Annotated in this window: 15 protein-coding genes and 1 pseudogene; 10 read left to right on the forward strand and 6 right to left on the reverse strand. The window is 34.9% G+C overall.

The features are described from left to right. Nucleotides 1–31: 31 nt before the first annotated feature. Both NST14_RS03830 and NST14_RS03835 read left to right on the forward strand, forming a co-directional pair. Nucleotides 32–1,204, forward strand: coding sequence for an amino acid deaminase/aldolase (locus NST14_RS03830; protein ID WP_341118295.1), 1,173 nt, complete (start codon nt 32–34; stop codon nt 1,202–1,204). Then, entirely contained in the window at nt 1,192–2,505 is a 1,314-nt protein-coding gene (locus NST14_RS03835; protein ID WP_000948917.1) for a D-arabinono-1,4-lactone oxidase, read from the forward strand. Before NST14_RS03830 ends, NST14_RS03835 begins: the two co-directional genes overlap by 13 nt. 7 nt (nt 2,506–2,512) lie before the next feature. Here NST14_RS03835 and NST14_RS03840 read toward each other — a convergent pair whose 3' ends face one another. After that, a complete protein-coding gene (locus NST14_RS03840) occupies nt 2,513–3,664 on the reverse strand; it encodes a VanZ family protein (protein WP_000128043.1) in 1,152 nt (383 codons plus the stop codon). A 172-nt stretch (nt 3,665–3,836) separates the two neighbouring features. On the opposite strand from NST14_RS03840, the gene NST14_RS03845 reads away from it, so the two are divergent. After that, complete coding sequence (locus NST14_RS03845) at nt 3,837–4,040, forward strand: hypothetical protein (RefSeq protein WP_001268337.1); 204 nt, start codon at nt 3,837–3,839, stop codon at nt 4,038–4,040. A 58-nt stretch (nt 4,041–4,098) separates the two neighbouring features. Here the strand turns inward: NST14_RS03845 and NST14_RS03850 are convergent, their stop codons facing one another. Both NST14_RS03850 and NST14_RS31010 read right to left on the reverse strand, forming a co-directional pair. Then, nucleotides 4,099–4,911: an undecaprenyl-diphosphate phosphatase gene (locus NST14_RS03850; RefSeq protein WP_000434782.1), complete on the reverse strand. Its 813-nt coding sequence runs from the start codon at nt 4,909–4,911 to the stop codon at nt 4,099–4,101. Between the two features lie 132 nt (nt 4,912–5,043). Then, nucleotides 5,044–5,577, reverse strand: a pseudogene (locus NST14_RS31010) (methyl-accepting chemotaxis protein); the annotation flags it as partial. Between the two features lie 631 nt (nt 5,578–6,208). On the opposite strand from NST14_RS31010, the gene NST14_RS03860 reads away from it, so the two are divergent. The 5 genes from NST14_RS03860 to NST14_RS03880 all read left to right on the forward strand — a co-directional run bounded on the left by NST14_RS03860 (nt 6,209) and on the right by NST14_RS03880 (nt 10,299). Beyond that, nucleotides 6,209–7,492: a 3D domain-containing protein gene (locus NST14_RS03860; protein ID WP_229143105.1), complete on the forward strand. Its 1,284-nt coding sequence runs from the start codon at nt 6,209–6,211 to the stop codon at nt 7,490–7,492. Nucleotides 7,493–7,604: 112 nt separating this feature from the next. Beyond that, the gene (locus tag NST14_RS03865; RefSeq protein WP_000154009.1) at nt 7,605–7,823 is read left to right on the forward strand and encodes a helix-turn-helix transcriptional regulator; all 219 of its coding nucleotides are present in this window, start codon (nt 7,605–7,607) and stop codon (nt 7,821–7,823) included. Then, nucleotides 7,816–8,289, forward strand: a complete 474-nt coding sequence (locus NST14_RS03870; protein ID WP_001081111.1) for a hypothetical protein — start codon at nt 7,816–7,818, stop codon at nt 8,287–8,289. Before NST14_RS03865 ends, NST14_RS03870 begins: the two co-directional genes overlap by 8 nt. A gap of 116 nt (nt 8,290–8,405) precedes the next feature. Further along, nucleotides 8,406–9,038: a class A sortase gene (locus NST14_RS03875; protein WP_001041721.1), complete on the forward strand. Its 633-nt coding sequence runs from the start codon at nt 8,406–8,408 to the stop codon at nt 9,036–9,038. Nucleotides 9,039–9,177: 139 nt separating this feature from the next. Next, on the forward strand, nt 9,178–10,299 hold the full coding sequence (locus NST14_RS03880; protein WP_000813414.1) for a YHYH domain-containing protein: 1,122 nt from the start codon (nt 9,178–9,180) through the stop codon (nt 10,297–10,299). Nucleotides 10,300–10,328: 29 nt separating this feature from the next. Here the strand turns inward: NST14_RS03880 and NST14_RS03885 are convergent, their stop codons facing one another. Continuing rightward, a complete protein-coding gene (locus NST14_RS03885; protein WP_229143104.1) occupies nt 10,329–11,714 on the reverse strand; it encodes a peptide MFS transporter in 1,386 nt (461 codons plus the stop codon). 252 nt (nt 11,715–11,966) lie between these two features. Between NST14_RS03885 and brnQ1 the strand changes: the two genes are divergently transcribed. Together brnQ1 and NST14_RS03895 are read left to right on the forward strand one after the other, a co-directional pair. Further along, entirely contained in the window at nt 11,967–13,256 is a 1,290-nt protein-coding gene (gene brnQ1, locus NST14_RS03890; RefSeq protein WP_000771680.1) for a branched-chain amino acid transport system II carrier protein BrnQ1, read from the forward strand. Between the two features lie 130 nt (nt 13,257–13,386). Beyond that, nucleotides 13,387–15,108: a DUF2339 domain-containing protein gene (locus NST14_RS03895; protein WP_229143103.1), complete on the forward strand. Its 1,722-nt coding sequence runs from the start codon at nt 13,387–13,389 to the stop codon at nt 15,106–15,108. A gap of 35 nt (nt 15,109–15,143) precedes the next feature. Here NST14_RS03895 and NST14_RS03900 read toward each other — a convergent pair whose 3' ends face one another. Further along, nucleotides 15,144–16,691 (reverse strand): DNA-binding protein, encoded by a 1,548-nt coding sequence (locus NST14_RS03900; RefSeq protein WP_000791493.1) that lies wholly within the window; start codon nt 16,689–16,691, stop codon nt 15,144–15,146. Nucleotides 16,692–16,872: 181 nt separating this feature from the next. Further along, nucleotides 16,873–18,264: an amino acid permease gene (locus NST14_RS03905; RefSeq protein ID WP_001164906.1), complete on the reverse strand. Its 1,392-nt coding sequence runs from the start codon at nt 18,262–18,264 to the stop codon at nt 16,873–16,875. Between the last annotated feature and the right edge of the window lie 44 nt (nt 18,265–18,308).

Raw genomic sequence — 18,308 nt, forward strand, 5'->3', positions numbered from 1 at the left:
ATAAGACATATAGAGAAGAGGAGAGAAATATGTGGATCGAGGAATTTTTAAAGAAGTCCCATTACCGTGTGCATTTTTGGATGAAGTGGCTTTAGATAGAAATATTCAATCGATTATAGAATTAAGTGGAAATAAGAAGATTCGTATAGCGAGTAAATCGTTACGTTCTGTTCCGGTTATGCAAAAGATTTTAGCTGCAAATGAACGATTTCAAGGTATTATGTGTTTTTCACCTAGGGAAGCTTTATTTTTAATTGAACAAGGATTCAATGATTTATTGCTCGGATATCCTGCTTATGATGATAGGGCGTTACATGAAATAAGTTTGCTAACAAAGCAAGGGCTCATTATAACTTGTATGGTGGATTGTGAAGAGCATATTGTTTATTTAGAAAAAATTGCTGAGAAATCTAAAGGATGTTTTCGTGTTTGCTTAGATATTGATATGAGTAGTCGTTTTTTTAAGTTTCATTTTGGGGTCAAAAGATCACCGGTAAAAGATGTGCAAGGTACTTTGAAAATAGTAAAAAGGTTGAAAGAATCATTATTTTTAATACTAGATGGTGTAATGGGATATGAAGCCCAAATTGCTGGGGTAGGAGATCGCATACCGAATCAACGAGTGAAAAGTAAAGTGATTTCACATTTAAAGAAGAAATCAGTGTTAGAAGTTAAAGAAAGAAGAGGACATATCGTAAAAGAAATACAAAATCTAGGTATTGAACTAAGGTTCGTAAATGGGGGAGGCACAGGAAGTATAAAAACAACTGAGCAAGATCATTCAGTTTCAGAGATTACAATAGGTTCGGCTTTTTATGCCCCGAAGCTGTTTGATTATTATAAAGAGGTGCAATTTCATCCAGCTGTCGGGTTTGCTTTACCAGTTGTGCGTAAACCAGCCCCAACAATTTACACTTGTCTAGGTGGTGGATATATTGCCTCAGGCGCAATTGGGAAAGATAAAGAACCTGAGATTTGGAGGCCGAATGGTGCAAAACTATTAGCTTTAGAAGGCGCTGGTGAAGTGCAAACACCGATTTTTTATAACGGTGAGGAACGAGTAGAGATAGGAGATTCTATCTTATTTCGTCATAGTAAAGCTGGCGAATTATGTGAGCGGTTTCCGTTTTTATATCGTGTGAAAGAAGGAGAGATTGTTGGGGAGTATTCAACATATCGGGGGGATGGCCAATGCTTTCTATAAAGGGACAAAAATGGAGAAATTGGACAGGGAATGTAGAAGGAACACCGCATTATACGATGTATCCAGAAAGTATACAAGATGTAGTAGAAGTTATAGAGCTTGCGCGAAAGAAAGGGAAGAAAATTCGTGTTGTCGGTTCAGGACACTCGTTTACACCTCTTGTGCAAACGGAAGAAATTTTAGTTTCTTTAGATGAATTGAAGGGAATTGTGAATATTGATACGGAAGAAATGGTTGCCGAAGTATGGGCAGGAACAAAGTTACATGAGCTAGGGAAGTTACTTGAGGAAAAAGGTTATGCGCAAGAAAATTTAGGGGATATTGATTCGCAATCTATCGCAGGAGCAATTAGTACGGGGACGCATGGAACGGGTATTACCTTTGGAAGTTTATCAACACAAGTTATAGAGATTACGGCAGTTTTATCTACAGGTGAGACTATAGTTTGTTCGGAAACGGAGAATGTAGAATATTGGAGGGCCTTTCAGTTGTCACTTGGGATGCTAGGTATCATTGTAAGGATAAAATTGAAAGTTATCAGGGCGTATTCACTTGTGTATGAAAGTGAAAAACAAGCATTATCTACTGTAATGAACAAATTAGAAGAATATAAGAAGAATCGCCACTTTGAATTCTTTGTTTTTCCTTATTCAGATGAAGTGCAAGTGAAAGTTACAAACGAAACAACGGGTAAAAAAAGTGATTTGAAATGGCATAAACTAAAGGTAGAGTTACTAGAAAATAAGATGTTTTCTTTGTTATCTAAAGGATGCAAATGGTTTCCTTCTATAAGTAAAGGAGTAAGTCGATTATCGGCTAAAGCTGTACCGAATACAAAAATAATTGGTCCGAGTTATGAAGTATTTGCTACATCGCGTGCGGTTCCATTTTATGAAATGGAGTATAGTGTTCCTTCAAAGTATATGCAGGCCGTTGTAGAAGAAATTTCAAACCTTATTGAAAAGAAAAAGTATAAAGTGCACTTCCCAATTGAATGCCGTTATGTGAAAAGGGATGATATATGGCTCAGTCCAGCGTATGGAAGAGATTCTGCGTATATAGCTGTTCATATGTATAAAGGTATGAAGTATGCTGCTTATTTTGGTGAGGTGGAGAAAATTTTTCTAAAGTATGAAGGACGCCCGCATTGGGGAAAAATGCATACGTTAACGTACGAAAAATTACAAAATATATATCCAGAATTGCATTCGTTTCTAAAGGTGAGGAAATTATTAGATGAAGCAGAAATGTTTTCAAATCCTTACACAGAAAAGTTATTTACGATTATGAAAAAAAGCTGACAAAGTATTACTTGTCAGCTTTTTTTAGTACGATCGCATTTCTTGTTTGACTAATTCGCTCGTAAAATAGTAACTTATCACGACTAAATACATGTAATAAAACATGAATAATAAATAGACCGTTAATTACGAGTTGGAATAATAATATAACTATTAATACTAAAGGTTCTTTAAGATTTAAGATAGAGCTACTAGAAAGAATATAATTGATTCCACCTAAAACGAAATAGAATATACCATAACGGATGAATAGTTCCTTCAACGTAATACGATCTGATTGTCCTTTCACGTAAATACGAAGCAATGCTTTACCGATTGTCTTTCCATTCGTAAAGTATGGAATGATAATAAAGTAAATAAAGATCGAACACGTTATGAAAATGAGTTCGTATATGTTCGTGTAAGATTGAATATTAGAAACAAAGAAAGAATTTCCTTTGTTTTTAATGACAGGTACAACGATGGATAAGAAAATCCAATCAATTTGCATCGCGATAAAGCGACGAACGAATCCGACTGGTTTCGTTTCCAAATCAATATGACTATCTAATTCGCTTGCTTTCGGAAGGAAGTACGTAAAAATTGGTGCAATGATAAAGCCGATTACGCCGCCTAATGTATTTAAAAACAGATCATCTATATCAAATAAGCGGTACGCACAATTGTATATACCGTATAGTCCAGTCACTTGTGTTAGCTCGAAAAAGAGTGAAAGACAAAAAGAAATACAAATTGTTTGTAAGAAACTACGTCGGAAATAATACCGTAAGTAAATACCGAATGGAACGGTTAATAGAACGTTAAATGCTACTTGTAAAAACGCAGATTCTTTTAATAGGTAGAAATAAGTAGCTGGTTTCGTTAAAATTGCCGAAGTACGATTACTAATTTCTTGTATGAAATAAAATGGTGATAGTTGCATGTGCTGCGTATTAGCCGGTTGTAGGCTACAAGTATCATATGTTTGTGGCAACGGCAAAATCACAAGAAAATAGGCATTTAATAAGTAAAGCAATAATGAGTATAAAATAAATGAACGCCATTTATTTAAATAACCATACTTTCGATAATTAAATATTAAAAAAGGGATTAATAGAAACATTGCTAAAAAAGGAAATAAAATAAATGCTGTTTTTACAGGGAATAAATATGCAGTCAAAATGAAGCTCCTTTCAATGAAAATTCGTTTACCATTATAACGTTAAAAGAACCTTAAAACAAAATTAAAATATTTTGAAATAGAAAAAATTATAAATTTTAATAGAATTAAGTTATACTAAATTTAATATAAGGATATTATGATTATTATAAGTTGAAAGAGGGAACAAGATATGCGATATGAGCTTTTTTCTGTAAGTGGGAATCATATTACAACTTTTGAAAGTGCGTGGCGTTTTCAAGAGGGAGAACAGATTTTTGTTCATGATGATCAAATAAAACGAAATTTTATTATTATCCGCCTAACGCATGATGTATTTCAACAAAATAAACATGTTATTCGTTTGTATTGTCAAGAAAAGAAAGTATATGCATAAAAAAACGAGTCGTTCTAGTGTAATAGAATGACTCGCTTTTTGATTTGTAAGTTTCACCTTATAAGAAAATAAGAGTAAGTACACCTACGATAATGCAATAGAAAGAGAAATATTTTAAATTTCCTTTTGCCATAATGTTCATAAACCATTTTAATGAAATATACGTCATGATAAATGTTGCGATAAATGCAACGATATATGGTACGAATAGTGTATCTAGATTTGGATCTTTTGCAATGTCTGTAATACTTAATAATAAACCACCTAAGCTAACAGGTATATATAGTAAGAATGAGAAACGAAGAGCCGTTTCCTGCTTCATACCAAGTAACATCGCTGCTACGATTGTTGCACCTGATCGGCTTATCCCAGGAATTAGTGCGCAAGCTTGTGCTAGGCCAACAATGATTGCATCTTTCATAGAAAGGTCGCCATCATTTTTACGTCCACGCAAGTTTCTAATAATCCAAAGACCGACAGCGGTAATAAGAAGGGAAATCCCAACCATTTTCACACCTTTTAAGTATTGATCGATGTAATCTTTAAATAAAACACCAATAACACCTGCTGGAATGGTCGCAATAACAAGGTAAATAATAAAGAAGAAATCTGATTTTGCATCTTCTGCTCTTGTAAATATATAAGATAGACCATTCTTCGTTAGACGAATTAAATCATTTCTATAAATAAGTAATACAGCTAATAATGAAGCTGAATTAACAAGTAGTTCAAAGCTAAACCCTTCGATTTTTAGTCCTAGCAAATGCTGTGCTAAAACGAGGTGACCGCTTGAAGAAATCGGAATCGGTTCTGTTAGTCCTTGGAACAGACCAAGAATTAAATATTTTAAAATGTAGTAAAATTGTTCCATAATAACCTCCTTGTTTAATAGTCGAAAGAAACAACTTGTCCATTATAACAAAGATACGGATGAATATTGAGAAGAAATAAATATTCGAAATATAATAAAAATCCCTTATAGCAGTATAAGGGATTTTTATTGTTAACGAGAAACTGCTGTTTCTTCAAGACTTTTCGTTAATTGAACATCGACTTTCTCAGCATCATGAATGTGATTCATAATAGTAGTATTTAACTTTTGGAACATTTGTTGTGTAGTAGCGAATTCTCGTAATATATCATCATTACAAGACTTTTGGTTTTCAATAGCTTTAATAACATTAGTAGCACCGTTTTGTAACGTTTGAATCATAATTAAAATATTTTCAATTCTAGCGTTTGTATCGGCACTCATTTCTACACCTTCATCGACTAAATGCAAATTATCTTTTGTATTATCGTATGCTTTTTCAATTTCTTCTTGAATTTTTTTCGTTAAGTTGCCAATGTTTTTTGTACTTTCAGCTGTACTTTCAGCTAATTTTCTTACTTCATTGGCAACGACAGCGAATCCTTTACCGTGTTCACCAGCACGTGCAGCTTCAATGCTTGCATTTAAAGCAAGTAAATTTGTTTGTGCTGCAATGTTTTGAATGACTTCTACAATTTGCTCGATTTCTTTTGAGCGTTCACTTAAATGATTCATACTATTAGACGTACGTTGAGATTGTTCGCCTAATTTGTTAATTACAATAAGTAAACGGTGAACAGATTCTTTTCCTTCATTAGAGCAGTCAATGATTTCTTCAATAGATTGAATTAAGCTTTGTTCTTTTTGTAACATTTCATTATTTAATTCATTGGAATGTGTAGTGCGTGTTGAAACATTTTCGAAACATGAGCTTAATTGTTGAACTAAATTTTGAAGTGTATTGTGCTGGTTATTTACAAGTTGATGCTCTTGAACAACGCTTTGTACACGATCGTGGATAGAAGAAATAGTCTCTTGTTGTTCGATATCCTTTTGTTTTAATTCTGCTTCTAGTTCTTGTATACGACTTTCTAATTGATCAATTTTATGTTGGAGTGATTTCTTTTGAGTAAACATATATTTATTTCAACCGCCTTTAGAAGTTATATTTTCTCTATATTTGGATTTTAGCATCTTTTATAATTTTTAAATATAGGAATTGTTAAATATTTAAGAATCTATTACATTTTATGCATAATTCCCTTTTTTTTGTCATGAAAAATAAACTGTATTTAATGGTATTGTAAACAAACTGTAAAATAAATCATGTATAACTGTATAAGAAGGGAGTCGGATTATGAACTATTTTAAGCGAATCAGTAGTCTAGTATTAGCAGGAATTATAAGTCTTTCTAGTACAGTCGCTGTTAAAGCAGAGTCAAACGACGAGAAACTTAACAACATGCAACAGCAATTGCAGCAAAACGATGCAGAAATGCAAAAGAAAGAGCAAGAGAAGCAAGCTGTTAGTAAAGAAATTCAAGGTATCGAAAACGAACTACATAATTTAAATAATACAATTGCAAAAAATAAAGAGGATCAAGCTGCTATTCAACGTAAAATTGATGAAACACATAAGCAGATTGAACAAAAAAAGGAAGAAATTGTCGTTTTAGAGGATAAAGTCCTTGCTCGTAAAGATATTATGAGAAAACGTATGGTTTCTGTTCAAAACAGTTCAAATACAAGTTTAGTAGTAGAAGTTGTAGTAGAGTCAAAAAACTTTGCAGATTTCTTACAACGTATGAACGCAGTTTCTACTATTTTAGAAGCTGATAAAGAAATTTTACGTCTACAGGAACAAGATCTTCGTCAAATTGAAGCAGACAAGAAAACAATTGACGAAAAAGAAGCATCTTTAGTAGTAGACAAACAAAAATTAGCAAAAGCACAAGCTGATTTGCAAGATAACTTGAAAAAGCGTCAAGCTAACTTACAAACAGTTCAAGCTAAATATAATCAGGTTGCAAGCCAACTTAATTTAGCTGCAGAAGAAAAGGCTAAAATCGAATCAAACATGAAGGCAGTACAAGAAACGATTGCTCGTGAGCAAGAAGCAGCAAGAATTGCAGCAGAAGAGCGTGCAAAAGCGGAGGCAGCTGCAAAGGCTGAGCAAGAAGCTTTAGCGAAAGCGCAAGCGGAAATTGCTGAAAAGCAAAAGCAAGCAAAAGCTAGTAAACCAGCTGAACCAGTTACTAATAATAATTCGAAGGTAGAACCTCCACAACCTAAACCATCTCCTAAGCCAACTGCTGGTGGGAAAGAAATTTATGTAGAAGCTACAGCTTATACAGCTGATCCAGGGGAAAATGGTTATGCACCAGGTCAACAAGTATTCTCTGCATGGGGACCAGGTGGTAAAGGTTATAATCTAACTGCAAACCCAGGAATGAAATTAATTGCTGTAGATCCAAATGTTATTCCATTAGGTAAAACTGTAAATGTTGAAGGTTATGGAGTCGCAATTGCAGCCGATACTGGTGGAGCTATTAAGGGGCATAGAATTGATGTTTTAATGCCAGATAAAGGTTCATCAAGTAGTTGGGGCAGAAGAACAGTTAAAGTTACAATTTTAAACTAACACGTAATCCAACTTTACAATACGTAGAGTTGGATTTTTTTATAAAAACAATGTTAAGTTGAGTTTACATTTTGTTAAGGGTAGCATACAATGATGGTGAGAGGTGGTAAATTTGACCATTTTAAATAGAGTGAAGGAATTAAGAGCTCGGTTTAATTTTTCGCAAAGTGTATTAGCAGAAAAGGTTGGAGTGACGAGACAAACAATCGCGGCAATTGAAAAAGGGGATTATGTTCCGTCATTGTTATTAGCGCTTACGATTTGCGATGTGTTCGAGCTCAAGATGGAAGATGTGTTTGTTTTAAATAAGGAGGGGGAAGAGGATGAATAGACTTGTATTTTCCTATATGTTGAATGTACTTTTAATGGTATTAGCAGGTTGGGCATTTATTGAGTTGTATTATTTTACTATCGAAGTTGCTAATTTTATTCAAACGAAGAGGGTACCATTTGAAGTTTCGGTGAGTTTAATGCCAATAGGATTGCTTTTAATATTTGGTATTGTATCGACTGTTCTTTATAAAATTCAAAAGAAAAAATATAAAGAGCTATCATATTGGATGTTTCCACTGTTATTTCCTCAAGAAGACGAGCGGGAAAAGGCGATTACAGAAAAGGCTTGTCGTACTACATTTATGTCACTATGGTACGTGTTGCCTTGTGCGGTTGGTTTTTTAACGCTTTCTCCAATTGCTAATCTATATGTTCCTGCATATCCAATATATATTGCATTTAGTATTTTCTTTATTCAAATGACAATTTTCCACGTATCTTTATATCGAAATAAAATCGCTTAAAAAGAAACCTTCTTGCATCAGCAAGAAGGTTTCTTTTCAGCTTACACTTGTACATATAGCAATATTATCTTATCATTTTAAATAGAGTAAGATTTTGTAACGGAAAGGAATTGTATATGAATAAGCAAAGAATTTATAGTATAGTAGCAATCCTCCTATTTGTTGTAGGTGGTGTATTAATCGGCAAACCATTTTATGATGGATATCAAGCTGAAAAGAAACAGACTGAAAATGTACAGGCTGTTCAAAAAATGGATTATGAAAAACATGAGACAGAATTTGTAGATGCTTCGAAAATTAATCAACCAGACTTGGCAGAAGTAGCGAACGCATCTTTAGATAAGAAACAAGTAATTGGTCGTATTTCGATTCCGAGTGTTTCATTAGAACTTCCTGTTTTAAAGTCTTCTACTGAGAAAAACCTATTATCAGGTGCAGCAACAGTAAAAGAAAATCAAGTAATGGGAAAAGGGAATTATGCATTAGCAGGACATAACATGTCTAAAAAAGGTGTTTTATTTAGTGATATAGCGTCTCTAAAAAAAGGCGATAAAATTTATTTGTATGATAATGAAAACGAATATGAATATGCGGTTACTGGTGTATCTGAAGTAACTCCTGATAAATGGGAGGTTGTTGAAGATCATGGGAAAGATGAGATAACACTTATTACATGTGTATCTGTAAAAGATAATTCTAAACGTTATGTTGTTGCTGGTGATTTAGTAGGAACGAAGGCGAAGAAATAAAAAAGAAGGTCAACTCTCTAAAGAGTTGACCTTCTTTTTTACTAATGTTGAGAAATAATAGAATATTTTAGTTGGTATTTAAGTATTTTTCTATTTATGTATAATAAAGTTAGAATTCAAGATTTTGGGAGGAACAAGAGTGAAACAACAGGTGAAGAAACTTCTTTTAACAACAAGTGTAGCGTTATTGGTAGCTCCAATTTCAGCCTATGCGCATCCAGGACGTACAGATGCTAATGGGGGACATACGTGTCGTACAAATTGTGAAAAATGGGGATTGCAGTACGGGGAATATCATTATCACAATAAGCCAGCTTCTAGTAGTGGTGCAACAAGTCCAGCTCCTAGTCAAAATAATAATGGTGCTGTAGAAGCTGAAAGACAAGCAGAAGCACAGCGCAATGCTGAGGCTGAAAAACAACGTGCTGCAGAGGCGCAGCGTAAAGCTGAAGAAGAGAGACAACGTGTAGCGGAGGAACAAAGAAAAGCAGAGGCAGAGAGACAACGTGTAGCTGAAGAACAAAGAAAAGCGGAAGAAGCACGTAAGCAAGAGGAAGCACAACGTCAAGCTGATATGGAAAAAGGACAGCTTGAGGGACAAAAAAATGGAGAGATTGATTTTAAAGCAGGGAAAAATGATGCAGAATCACATTTAGCTGGAAAATCAGATACATATAAAGAAGCATTCAAAATTGCTTATGCTGCATCTTGGTCTTTAGAAGAGCAGAAGAAAACGAATTTTGAAAAAGGAAAAGAGCAAGGTTTAGCACAAGAGACGATGGAAGATAGTCAAATTGCTCCAGAGTTTAAGCCGAATTTTGCAGAAGGTTTCCAAGTAGGGAATAAAGAAAGAACAGAAAAAATTGAAAAAGAGCAAGCTGAACTGGGGGAAAAGGCAGGTAAGGAATTAGCCGGAAAGAACCCCGGAAATAGAGAGAAAGATGTGTACGTGAAGGCGTATGAAACAGCTTATGAAAAGGGTTATAAATCTACAAAAAAAGCAGTAGAAAAGGCTGGCTATAAGTATGCATTTGAAAACTATGATTTGAAAGTTCCTGCTAAATATGAAAAAAATGAATCGTTAAAGAAGTGGTTTATTGAAGGATTTAAATCAAATAAAAAAGCAGCAGAAATTAGAGAAGAAGGATATAAAAAAGGAGACAGTTGGCTTGCATTCTTCTATAAGAATTTTGTGCCAAGTGAATATAAAGAACATAAAAATCTGTACGAACAAGCGATAGAAAAAGGTAAGAATGCATAAAAAAGATGAGGGATTTCCCCTCATCTTTTTTAATCCATCCATTTCACTAACTTCTTAGAAATTAGTAATAAAACGCAGCCTAATACAATTGCTACAGCGCCAATTACTGTAAATACTTCAGCATATCCAAGTGAAGTTGTGAAGCTTGCAAGTTGTCCACCTAAAATGTTAGCGATTCCTGAGCTTGCTAACCATACTCCCATTAATAAAGAAGCAAGTTTTACTGGGGCAAGCGCACTAACCATTGATAGTCCAACAGGTGATAAGAATAGCTCACCTAACGTATGGAAAAGATACGTAAAGACGATAAATAGTAAGTTTGCTTTTTCTATAATGTTATGTTCATCACTACCTGTTTTTAATGTAGCAATAACGAGAATGATATAACCGATACCGAGCAAGATCATACCAAGTCCCATTTTAGTTGGGATTTTTAAATCCCCGCGCTTGCGAGTTGCAAGTTTTGCCCATAATGCCGAAATAACTGGAGCAAGTAAAATAATAAATAATGGATTGACCGATTGGAACCAAGATGTTGGAACTTCCCATCCGAACACAGAGCGGTCTACAAATTTGTTTGTATATAATGTTAATGAACTACCAGCTTGTTCAAAGCCAGCCCAGAAGAAGACAACGAAGCATGTTAAAATGACGATAACTGCAGTACGTTGTTTTTCTTTTTTTGTTAAAGGTGTATCTCCTACTGATGGTTGTCCATCTGTTGTTTGTAAATCGCGAGTTGGTTTTTTACCGATATCACCAAGGAAGCGATTGGATAGTGTTGTAAATAAAATTTGTCCAATGATCATTCCGATTGAAGCGGCTAAGAATCCGTAACGGAATCCGTAATGTACAACGCCATCAACCGTTGTTTTGAATAAATTTTCTGATAAAAATCCGCAAACGAGTGGAGCTAAAAATGATCCGACATTAATACCCATATAGAAAATGGTAAATGCACTATCACGTTTTGGATCGTTCTCTTCGTATAATTCCCCAACCAGTGTAGAGATGTTCGGTTTGAAGAATCCATTACCGATAATAATAAGCGCTAATCCGAGGTATAGGCCGACTTGGTTTTGTAAGGCAAATAGTGTAAGGTTACCGATTGCCATTGTTATACCACCAATTGTGATCGCTTTTCGTCTACCTAGAAAACGGTCTGTTAAGTATCCACCAATCATCGGTGTGAAATAACAGGCTCCAGTGTAAAATCCGTAAATAGAGAGTGCCCATCCAGGACTAAACCCAAGACCACCGCTTACTAAAGCTGTCGTTAAATATAATGTTAATAATCCTCGTAATCCATAGTAACTAAATCTTTCCCACATTTCTGTAAAGAAGAGTAAGTATAAACCTGGAGGATGTTTCTTTTTTCTTTGTTGTTCTCTTTCTAGTTGTATCGCTGATTCCATGTTATTTTCCTCCTGACACAAACAAAAACAAAGTTAATAATTTTGTACATTTAATATTTTACTTTATTAACTATTATAAGTCAATAAAGGTTGATTTTTCAGAAGAAATTGGAAAAGGGATATAGCTATAGAATGAGTGTTTCTTTTATGTTAGACTATGGACTATGTTTTCTTTGTAAAGAAGCGGTTTATTGCACTTTTTTATATGTGAAATTGATTTCATAAAAGATGAAATTAAAGAAGGAGAAAGAAATGAAATTGTTACAGAAAAAAGAAATTTTACTTATTAGTCTTATGTTATTCTCGATGTTCTTTGGAGCGGGGAATCTTATATTTCCACCTTTTCTTGGGTATGAAGCAGGAGAACATGTGTGGATTTCATTAGTAGGGTTTATTATATCAGCAACAGGTCTTCCGATATTGGGAGTTATTGCGATTGCAAAAGCAGGAAGTTTTCAAACGCTAGCGGGTAGAGTTCATTCTTCATTCGCCATTATTTTTCCGTGTATCGTGTATGTATTTATTGGACCAGGCCTTGGTATTCCGCGTGCAGGAAGTCTAGCTTTTGAAATGGGACCGGGTCAGCTATTTCCGGAAGCGGGTAGCGTAGTCTTATTATGTTACACAGTTATTTTCTTTAGTATTGTGTACTGGTTAAGTTTATCACCGTCTAAATTAATGGGATTGTTCGGAAAAGTTTTAACACCGTTATTATTAGGTATGATTGCTCTTATCTTTATAAAAAGCATGTTTACATCAGTAGGTAGTGTGAAAGAGGCTGCTGGAAATTATGGACAAGCGCCTATGTTCCAAGGGTTTTTAGATGGATATTTAACGATGGATGCATTAGCAGCTTTAATTTTTGGGATTGTGATTGCAAATGCTCTTCGTGCAAAAGGTATTGAAGATGATAAAGGTTTAGCGAAATATATGAGTATTGCTGGAATTGGTGCAGGACTATTATTATCTATTATTTATGTCATACTTGGATATGTCGGTTCAATGAGTGGTTCATTGGGGACATTTGATAATGGCGCGCAAGTGTTAGCGCAAGTGATGACTACATTATTTGGGCAAGGCGGGGTCGTTTTATTAGGTCTTATTTTTACGATCGCGTGTTTATGTGTGTCAATCGGACTTGTTACATCTTGTAGTCAATTTTTCGCAAGTGCATTTCCGAAAGTAGCTTATAAAGTTTGGGCATTTATATTAAGTTTGGTTAGTATGATTTTAGCTAATTTAGGATTAACACAAATTTTAAAAGTATCAGTACCGATTCTTGGATTTATTTATCCAGTTGCATTAACGCTTATTATTTTAGGGCTATTCCATAAGTATATTGAGAAGTATGCATACGTATATACAGTAACTGTTGGAATTGTAGCGGTGTTTAGTGCAGTTGATATTTTCAATAAAAATGTGATGATGAATCAGTGGACATCAGTATTGAAATACATTCCGTTTTATATGGAAGGTGTTGGATGGATTGTTCCAGCTATTATAGGTGCTTGTATTGGTGTTGTATTAAATAAGAAGAAATAAAAGAAAGGTGTTTTCCGATTTCGGAAAACACCTTTCTTTTTTGGAAAAATAGTATTGAAAATGAATAGACTAAGAGTATGATAAAGGTAATTGGTAATATATAGGTTTTGAACGGATAAGGGGGGAGCGTATGAAGGAGGATTTGAATAAGAAAATAGAAGCACTCGAAACGGCAATTGAAACGATTCAAGAAGCACTTTTTGAATTGAAAGCCAAACAAAGAGAAATAGAAGCAGAAAATGCTAAGCAACATGTTAGTAAGGAAAAGAAAGAATATATTGAAACGGTGACGGAAGAAAAACAAAAAGAAGAAGTAGTTACAATAAAAGAACCTGTGCAAGAACGTGAGGTAAAACAAGTGGATATATCTGCTTTTAAACGAGAACCATTTAATATTATTAAGTTTTGCCAAACGTGGTTACCGCGCATATTTGTCGGTATTATGTTGCTTGGAGTAATTTGGTTATTTAAAGCAGGGGTAGATGCGGGATTATTAACACCAGCAATACGAATTGTGTTTGGTATTGTCCTATCAATCGGTTTTTATTATATAGGGGATATTCAAATTAAACGCGAGCGGCAAGCGTTAGGGTTAGTATTAGCAGGAGGAAGTATTACGGGTATAGTTTTAACGACATTTGCGGCACATTATTTATATGGATTTATTCCAGCGAGTGTCGCGTTTCTATGTAATATCGCATGGGTCATTTTAGGTATTTATATAGCGAAGAGGTATCAATCGGAATATCTTACTATCTTTGTAGCGGTAGGAGCTTTCTTCGTGCCGTTCTTATTAAATAGTACGACTCCTAATCCGTATATTTTCTTTGGATATGAGACGATACTAACGCTCAGCTTATTATGGTATGCGTTGAAAAATCGTTATCAGTATTTATATATGATTTCTTATGTTGTTGCTGCTATTGTTCTTTTTGTCTTCTTTGCTGTTATGTCAATGTTAGTAGAGGATTTGCAAGTCCAGTTAACAGTAGTTTATGGTTTAATTCACTTACTATTATTTTGGCATATGTTTACGGAGAGAAGTTTTATAGTAGAGCCACGCTTGGCGATATTTAGTGCGAATGCAGTCTTCTTTATATTAGCCATTTCAAAAATACCTGAATTTACAACATGGGGATTAATGATAAGTGCACTCGTGCACGCTATTATGTTCGTGTTTGAATATAGGAAGAATAGACATTCTACATTTACAAATCTTTTATTTGGTTTCGCAATGGGGGTCTTTAGTTTAGCGATTTTATATGAGTATAGTTTAGTGAATGCAGCGATTGTACTATTATTACAAGGCTTCCTCGGTATGTTTACTTCTATTAAAGGAAAACAACAGATAAAATTGTATGTTAGTGCGACGGTTTACGCAATTGGAATGATACAGACGATTTTTAGCCCGTTTGATCAATTTATTTCGGCAGGCTTTGTTGCTCATCTTATTTTAATAGGAACGTTCTATTATTGCATGAGACAAGCGAAAGAAGTATTAGCGAGCTTTGGCAAGTATGTGTATTCTATAGCACTCTATTGGTTTATGGTGATTGTATTTATTACAATTACTAGAATCGGTGAAGTTTTGTCCACAGATGGAAGCATAATAAGTGTATCTGTATCGTTATTATGGATGGTGTATGCATTATTTGCAGTTTGGCTTGGCCGGAATAAAAATATGAATGAAATATTATATGCCGGCTTAGTCGTGTTAGTCGTAACGATAGGAAAGCTATTTCTTCTAGACTTACCAGAAGCTTCAATGATGATTAGGGCAGTGTTATTCTTAATCGTAGGAAGTATAGGTATCGTTATTTCAAGAATGTTTTTTTCAAAAGAAGAGAAATGAGAAGAAGGCAATCCATATCCGGATTGCCTTTTTCATTATTTCTTATTAATCGTTACAGTCTCACTATATTTCGCTGTCGTATTTTGACGTAGACGAAGTGTTGCTTGTCCAGTCGTATTTGGATCGATTTGTACGTTCACAATTTTTTCAGCAGAACCTAAGCTGTTTGTTGTGAAAGAAAATGCACTACTATATCCGAAAGTAGATGGCCAAGTGCCGTTTGTATTTTGAACTTTTGCTACTTGTGTACCGCCAGTAGTGAATATACCTAAAGAATAATTATTGTATGTTGTGTTTGGTAATAAGTTATTTACTTGAATTTTGATTTGGAACACTTCATTGTTTGGTAGAGTGCTAGGGTGTGTAACTACGTAGTCATTTGCTGTTACTGCACCGTTATAGCCATATGAACCAGGTTTAAAAGTATTTGTATTAAACCATTGATAACCTGCATTTGGCGCACTCCAAGGTTCAGGTTGTGGCTCAGTTGATAAGCTTGGTTGTTCAAATGTTTGTAAAGTGGTAGGTAAATCAAGCTGTAAACCATTTACTTGATCTAAACTTGTAAATGTCTCTTTTTTCGATAGCCAATTTACGATATTTTCTAGTAAGATAGCATCGTTTTCTTCTTTATATCCATCGTAAGTTTTCTTTGTTTGGCCAGAGTCTTCACGAACGTATTTTGGCGTAGCATCTTCAACAGGAGAAGAGTCTCCAATAAAGGCAGCTTTTCCAAGTCCTACTTTTGCGATAGCAGCATAAGGACCTTCTGCAACACCACCGCCGTTATACACACCGCTATCAACAGCGTTATTCCATTTTGCTGGGTTTTCTGGAAGATAAACAAGTCCTTTTGCTAGTTTTGGATTTGTAATTGCTAAAGTAGAACCAGCATGCATTGCTACAGATGAAACCCCTTCTGTAATTCCGAATGATTGTTCAGGTGATACAATATTTTTAGCGGAAACATCACCGATTGCATTATAGCGGAAGCGAATACCGAAGTTGTCAGATAGCCAATCAGAGCTTTCTACTCCTTGCATAGCTTGTGAATTGGCTTCTTCGTTAGACATTCCTTTTGCTGGATTATCCCAAGCACCGCGTCTATATCCGTTAAATACTTCAGAAGAGTCCCAACGATTTTTATTACGATCTGCATTATAATGATCGGCAATGAAGAAGATACTACCGCCATTTTTCACGTATTGTAACATAGCATCTTGTTCAGATTTTTTGTAAGGAATATTTGCTTCTGGAACGATAAACACATTGTAGTCTTTTAAATCTTCGTATGTAATCGGTGTTGATTTACGTAGTTCTTTTACATGATAGCCGTTTTGGGCAATGCCGTTTCCGAAATCAGAAAAGCCACCATCGATAACCCAGTCAGCAGTCCCGGCAGTTTGACCGTGTGTATTATCGAATAATACTTTTTTCCCATTGTTTTGATTTACAACTTTTGCAGCAATTTCAGGAGCTGGGTCTACAGAGCTTTCGGCATAAGTAGATGGTATGAACGAAGCCCCTATGCTTAGTGTAATTGCTGTTGCTAAAGAAAATGTAATCCATTTTTTATTCTTCATAGAAGAATCCCCCTAATAATAAATATATGTGCTTTAATAATGTAATTTATTTTTCTGTAAAAATAAAGACGGAAAACATAAAAAATATTAAAAATTTGTAAAAATACCGTGAAATTTGTTGAGAAATATTTATATAGGCATAAAAATATCCCTTCCAAGTAATAAGGAAGGGATGTTTTGCTTAACTAATTTTTGAATTAGGTGTTTCATCAATTTTATGAAAACCTTTCATGTAATACACGACAGCTAAACCGATAAGCCAAATTGGTCCAACAATTAATGCAATCCTTGTATCTTCTGAATACGCCATTATACATAATACGAGTGCAAGGAAAGCAAGTGAGAAATATGAACTTAATGGGTATAAAGGCATTTTATACGATAACTTTTGTTTGTTTTGCGTCGGCAAACTTTTACGGAACTTAATTTGAGCGACTAATATAATCCCCCAAGTCCAAATTGCCCCGAAAGTTGAAATACTAGTGAGCCATGTAAATACTTTTGCGGGCACAAGATAGTTTAATATAACACCAACGAGTAAAACGATTGCTGTTGCTACAATTCCTTGACTTGGAATGCCATTTTTATTTAAACGACCGAATCTTTCCGGAGCTTTTTTCTGTTGAGCTAATGTATACAGCATACGGCCTGTACTAAATAAACCACCATTACAAGAAGAAAGAGCTGCTGTTAATACGACGAAGTTAATAATTCCTGCTGCTTTTGCGATACCGATTTGCTGGAATGTTAATACAAATGGACTTCCTTTCTCACCAAGTTCGTTCCATGGATAAATTGCCATCATAACGAATAGAGCCCCAACGTAGAACAGTAATATTCTCCAAAATACGTTATCGATTGCTTTTGCGAGTGTTTTTTTCGGGTTTTGCGCTTCACCCGCTGTAACGCCGATTAATTCAACGCCTAAATAAGCGAATAGCACCATTTGCATGGAGAGGAGTAACCCAGAAAAACCATTTGGGAACCAGCCACCATGTGACCAAAGGTTTGAAATGCCAGTAGCGATACCACCGTTTCCGAAGCCAAATAAAATAATACCAGCCCCAACTACTATCATACAGATAATTGTGACAATTTTAATGAGAGCAAACCAAAATTCAAGTTCTCCAAATACTTTTACAGATAAAAAGTTGAAAGCACTCATTAATAATAGAGCGAGTAAAGCCCAAGTCCAGCGCGGAATATCTGGGAACCAGTACTGCATGTAAATGCCAGCAGCCGTAATTTCAGCCATGCAAGTAACAACCCATAAGAACCAGTAGTTCCAACCGGTAATATAGCCAGCTAGTGGTCCAAGATAATCATATGCATATTTACTAAAAGAGCCAGCAACAGGTTGTTCAATTGCCATTTCTCCGAGTGCTCGCATAATGAAAAAAATAACGAGTCCAGCAATCATATAGCCTAGTAAAATAGAAGGACCAGCTAGTTTAATAGCAGAAGCAGATCCTAAAAATAGTCCAACGCCAATAGCTGAACCGAGTGACATTAAAGTAATATGTCGTTCTTTTAAACCGCGGTTTAAAGTTCCAGATTTGTTTGTGTGCTGCATAAGAAGAATCCCCCTTGTAGAGTGAACGATATTTGAATGCGTTT

It is taken from the genome of Bacillus sp. FSL W8-0519, from assembly GCF_038005585.1.
Taxonomy (GTDB): domain Bacteria; phylum Bacillota; class Bacilli; order Bacillales; family Bacillaceae_G; genus Bacillus_A; species Bacillus_A paranthracis.

Coding starts and splice junctions, on each gene's coding strand:
- NST14_RS03835 (WP_000948917.1), top strand. CDS start 1,192: ATGCTTTCTATAAAGGGACAAAAATGGAGAAATTGGACAGGGAATGTA.
- NST14_RS03845 (WP_001268337.1), top strand. CDS start 3,837: ATGCGATATGAGCTTTTTTCTGTAAGTGGGAATCATATTACAACTTTT.
- NST14_RS03850 (WP_000434782.1), bottom strand. CDS start 4,911: ATGGAACAATTTTACTACATTTTAAAATATTTAATTCTTGGTCTGTTC.
- NST14_RS03860 (WP_229143105.1), top strand. CDS start 6,209: ATGAACTATTTTAAGCGAATCAGTAGTCTAGTATTAGCAGGAATTATA.
- NST14_RS03870 (WP_001081111.1), top strand. CDS start 7,816: ATGAATAGACTTGTATTTTCCTATATGTTGAATGTACTTTTAATGGTA.
- NST14_RS03875 (WP_001041721.1), top strand. CDS start 8,406: ATGAATAAGCAAAGAATTTATAGTATAGTAGCAATCCTCCTATTTGTT.
- NST14_RS03885 (WP_229143104.1), bottom strand. CDS start 11,714: ATGGAATCAGCGATACAACTAGAAAGAGAACAACAAAGAAAAAAGAAA.
- brnQ1 (WP_000771680.1), top strand. CDS start 11,967: ATGAAATTGTTACAGAAAAAAGAAATTTTACTTATTAGTCTTATGTTA.
- NST14_RS03895 (WP_229143103.1), top strand. CDS start 13,387: ATGAAGGAGGATTTGAATAAGAAAATAGAAGCACTCGAAACGGCAATT.
- NST14_RS03900 (WP_000791493.1), bottom strand. CDS start 16,691: ATGAAGAATAAAAAATGGATTACATTTTCTTTAGCAACAGCAATTACA.
- NST14_RS03905 (WP_001164906.1), bottom strand. CDS start 18,264: ATGCAGCACACAAACAAATCTGGAACTTTAAACCGCGGTTTAAAAGAA.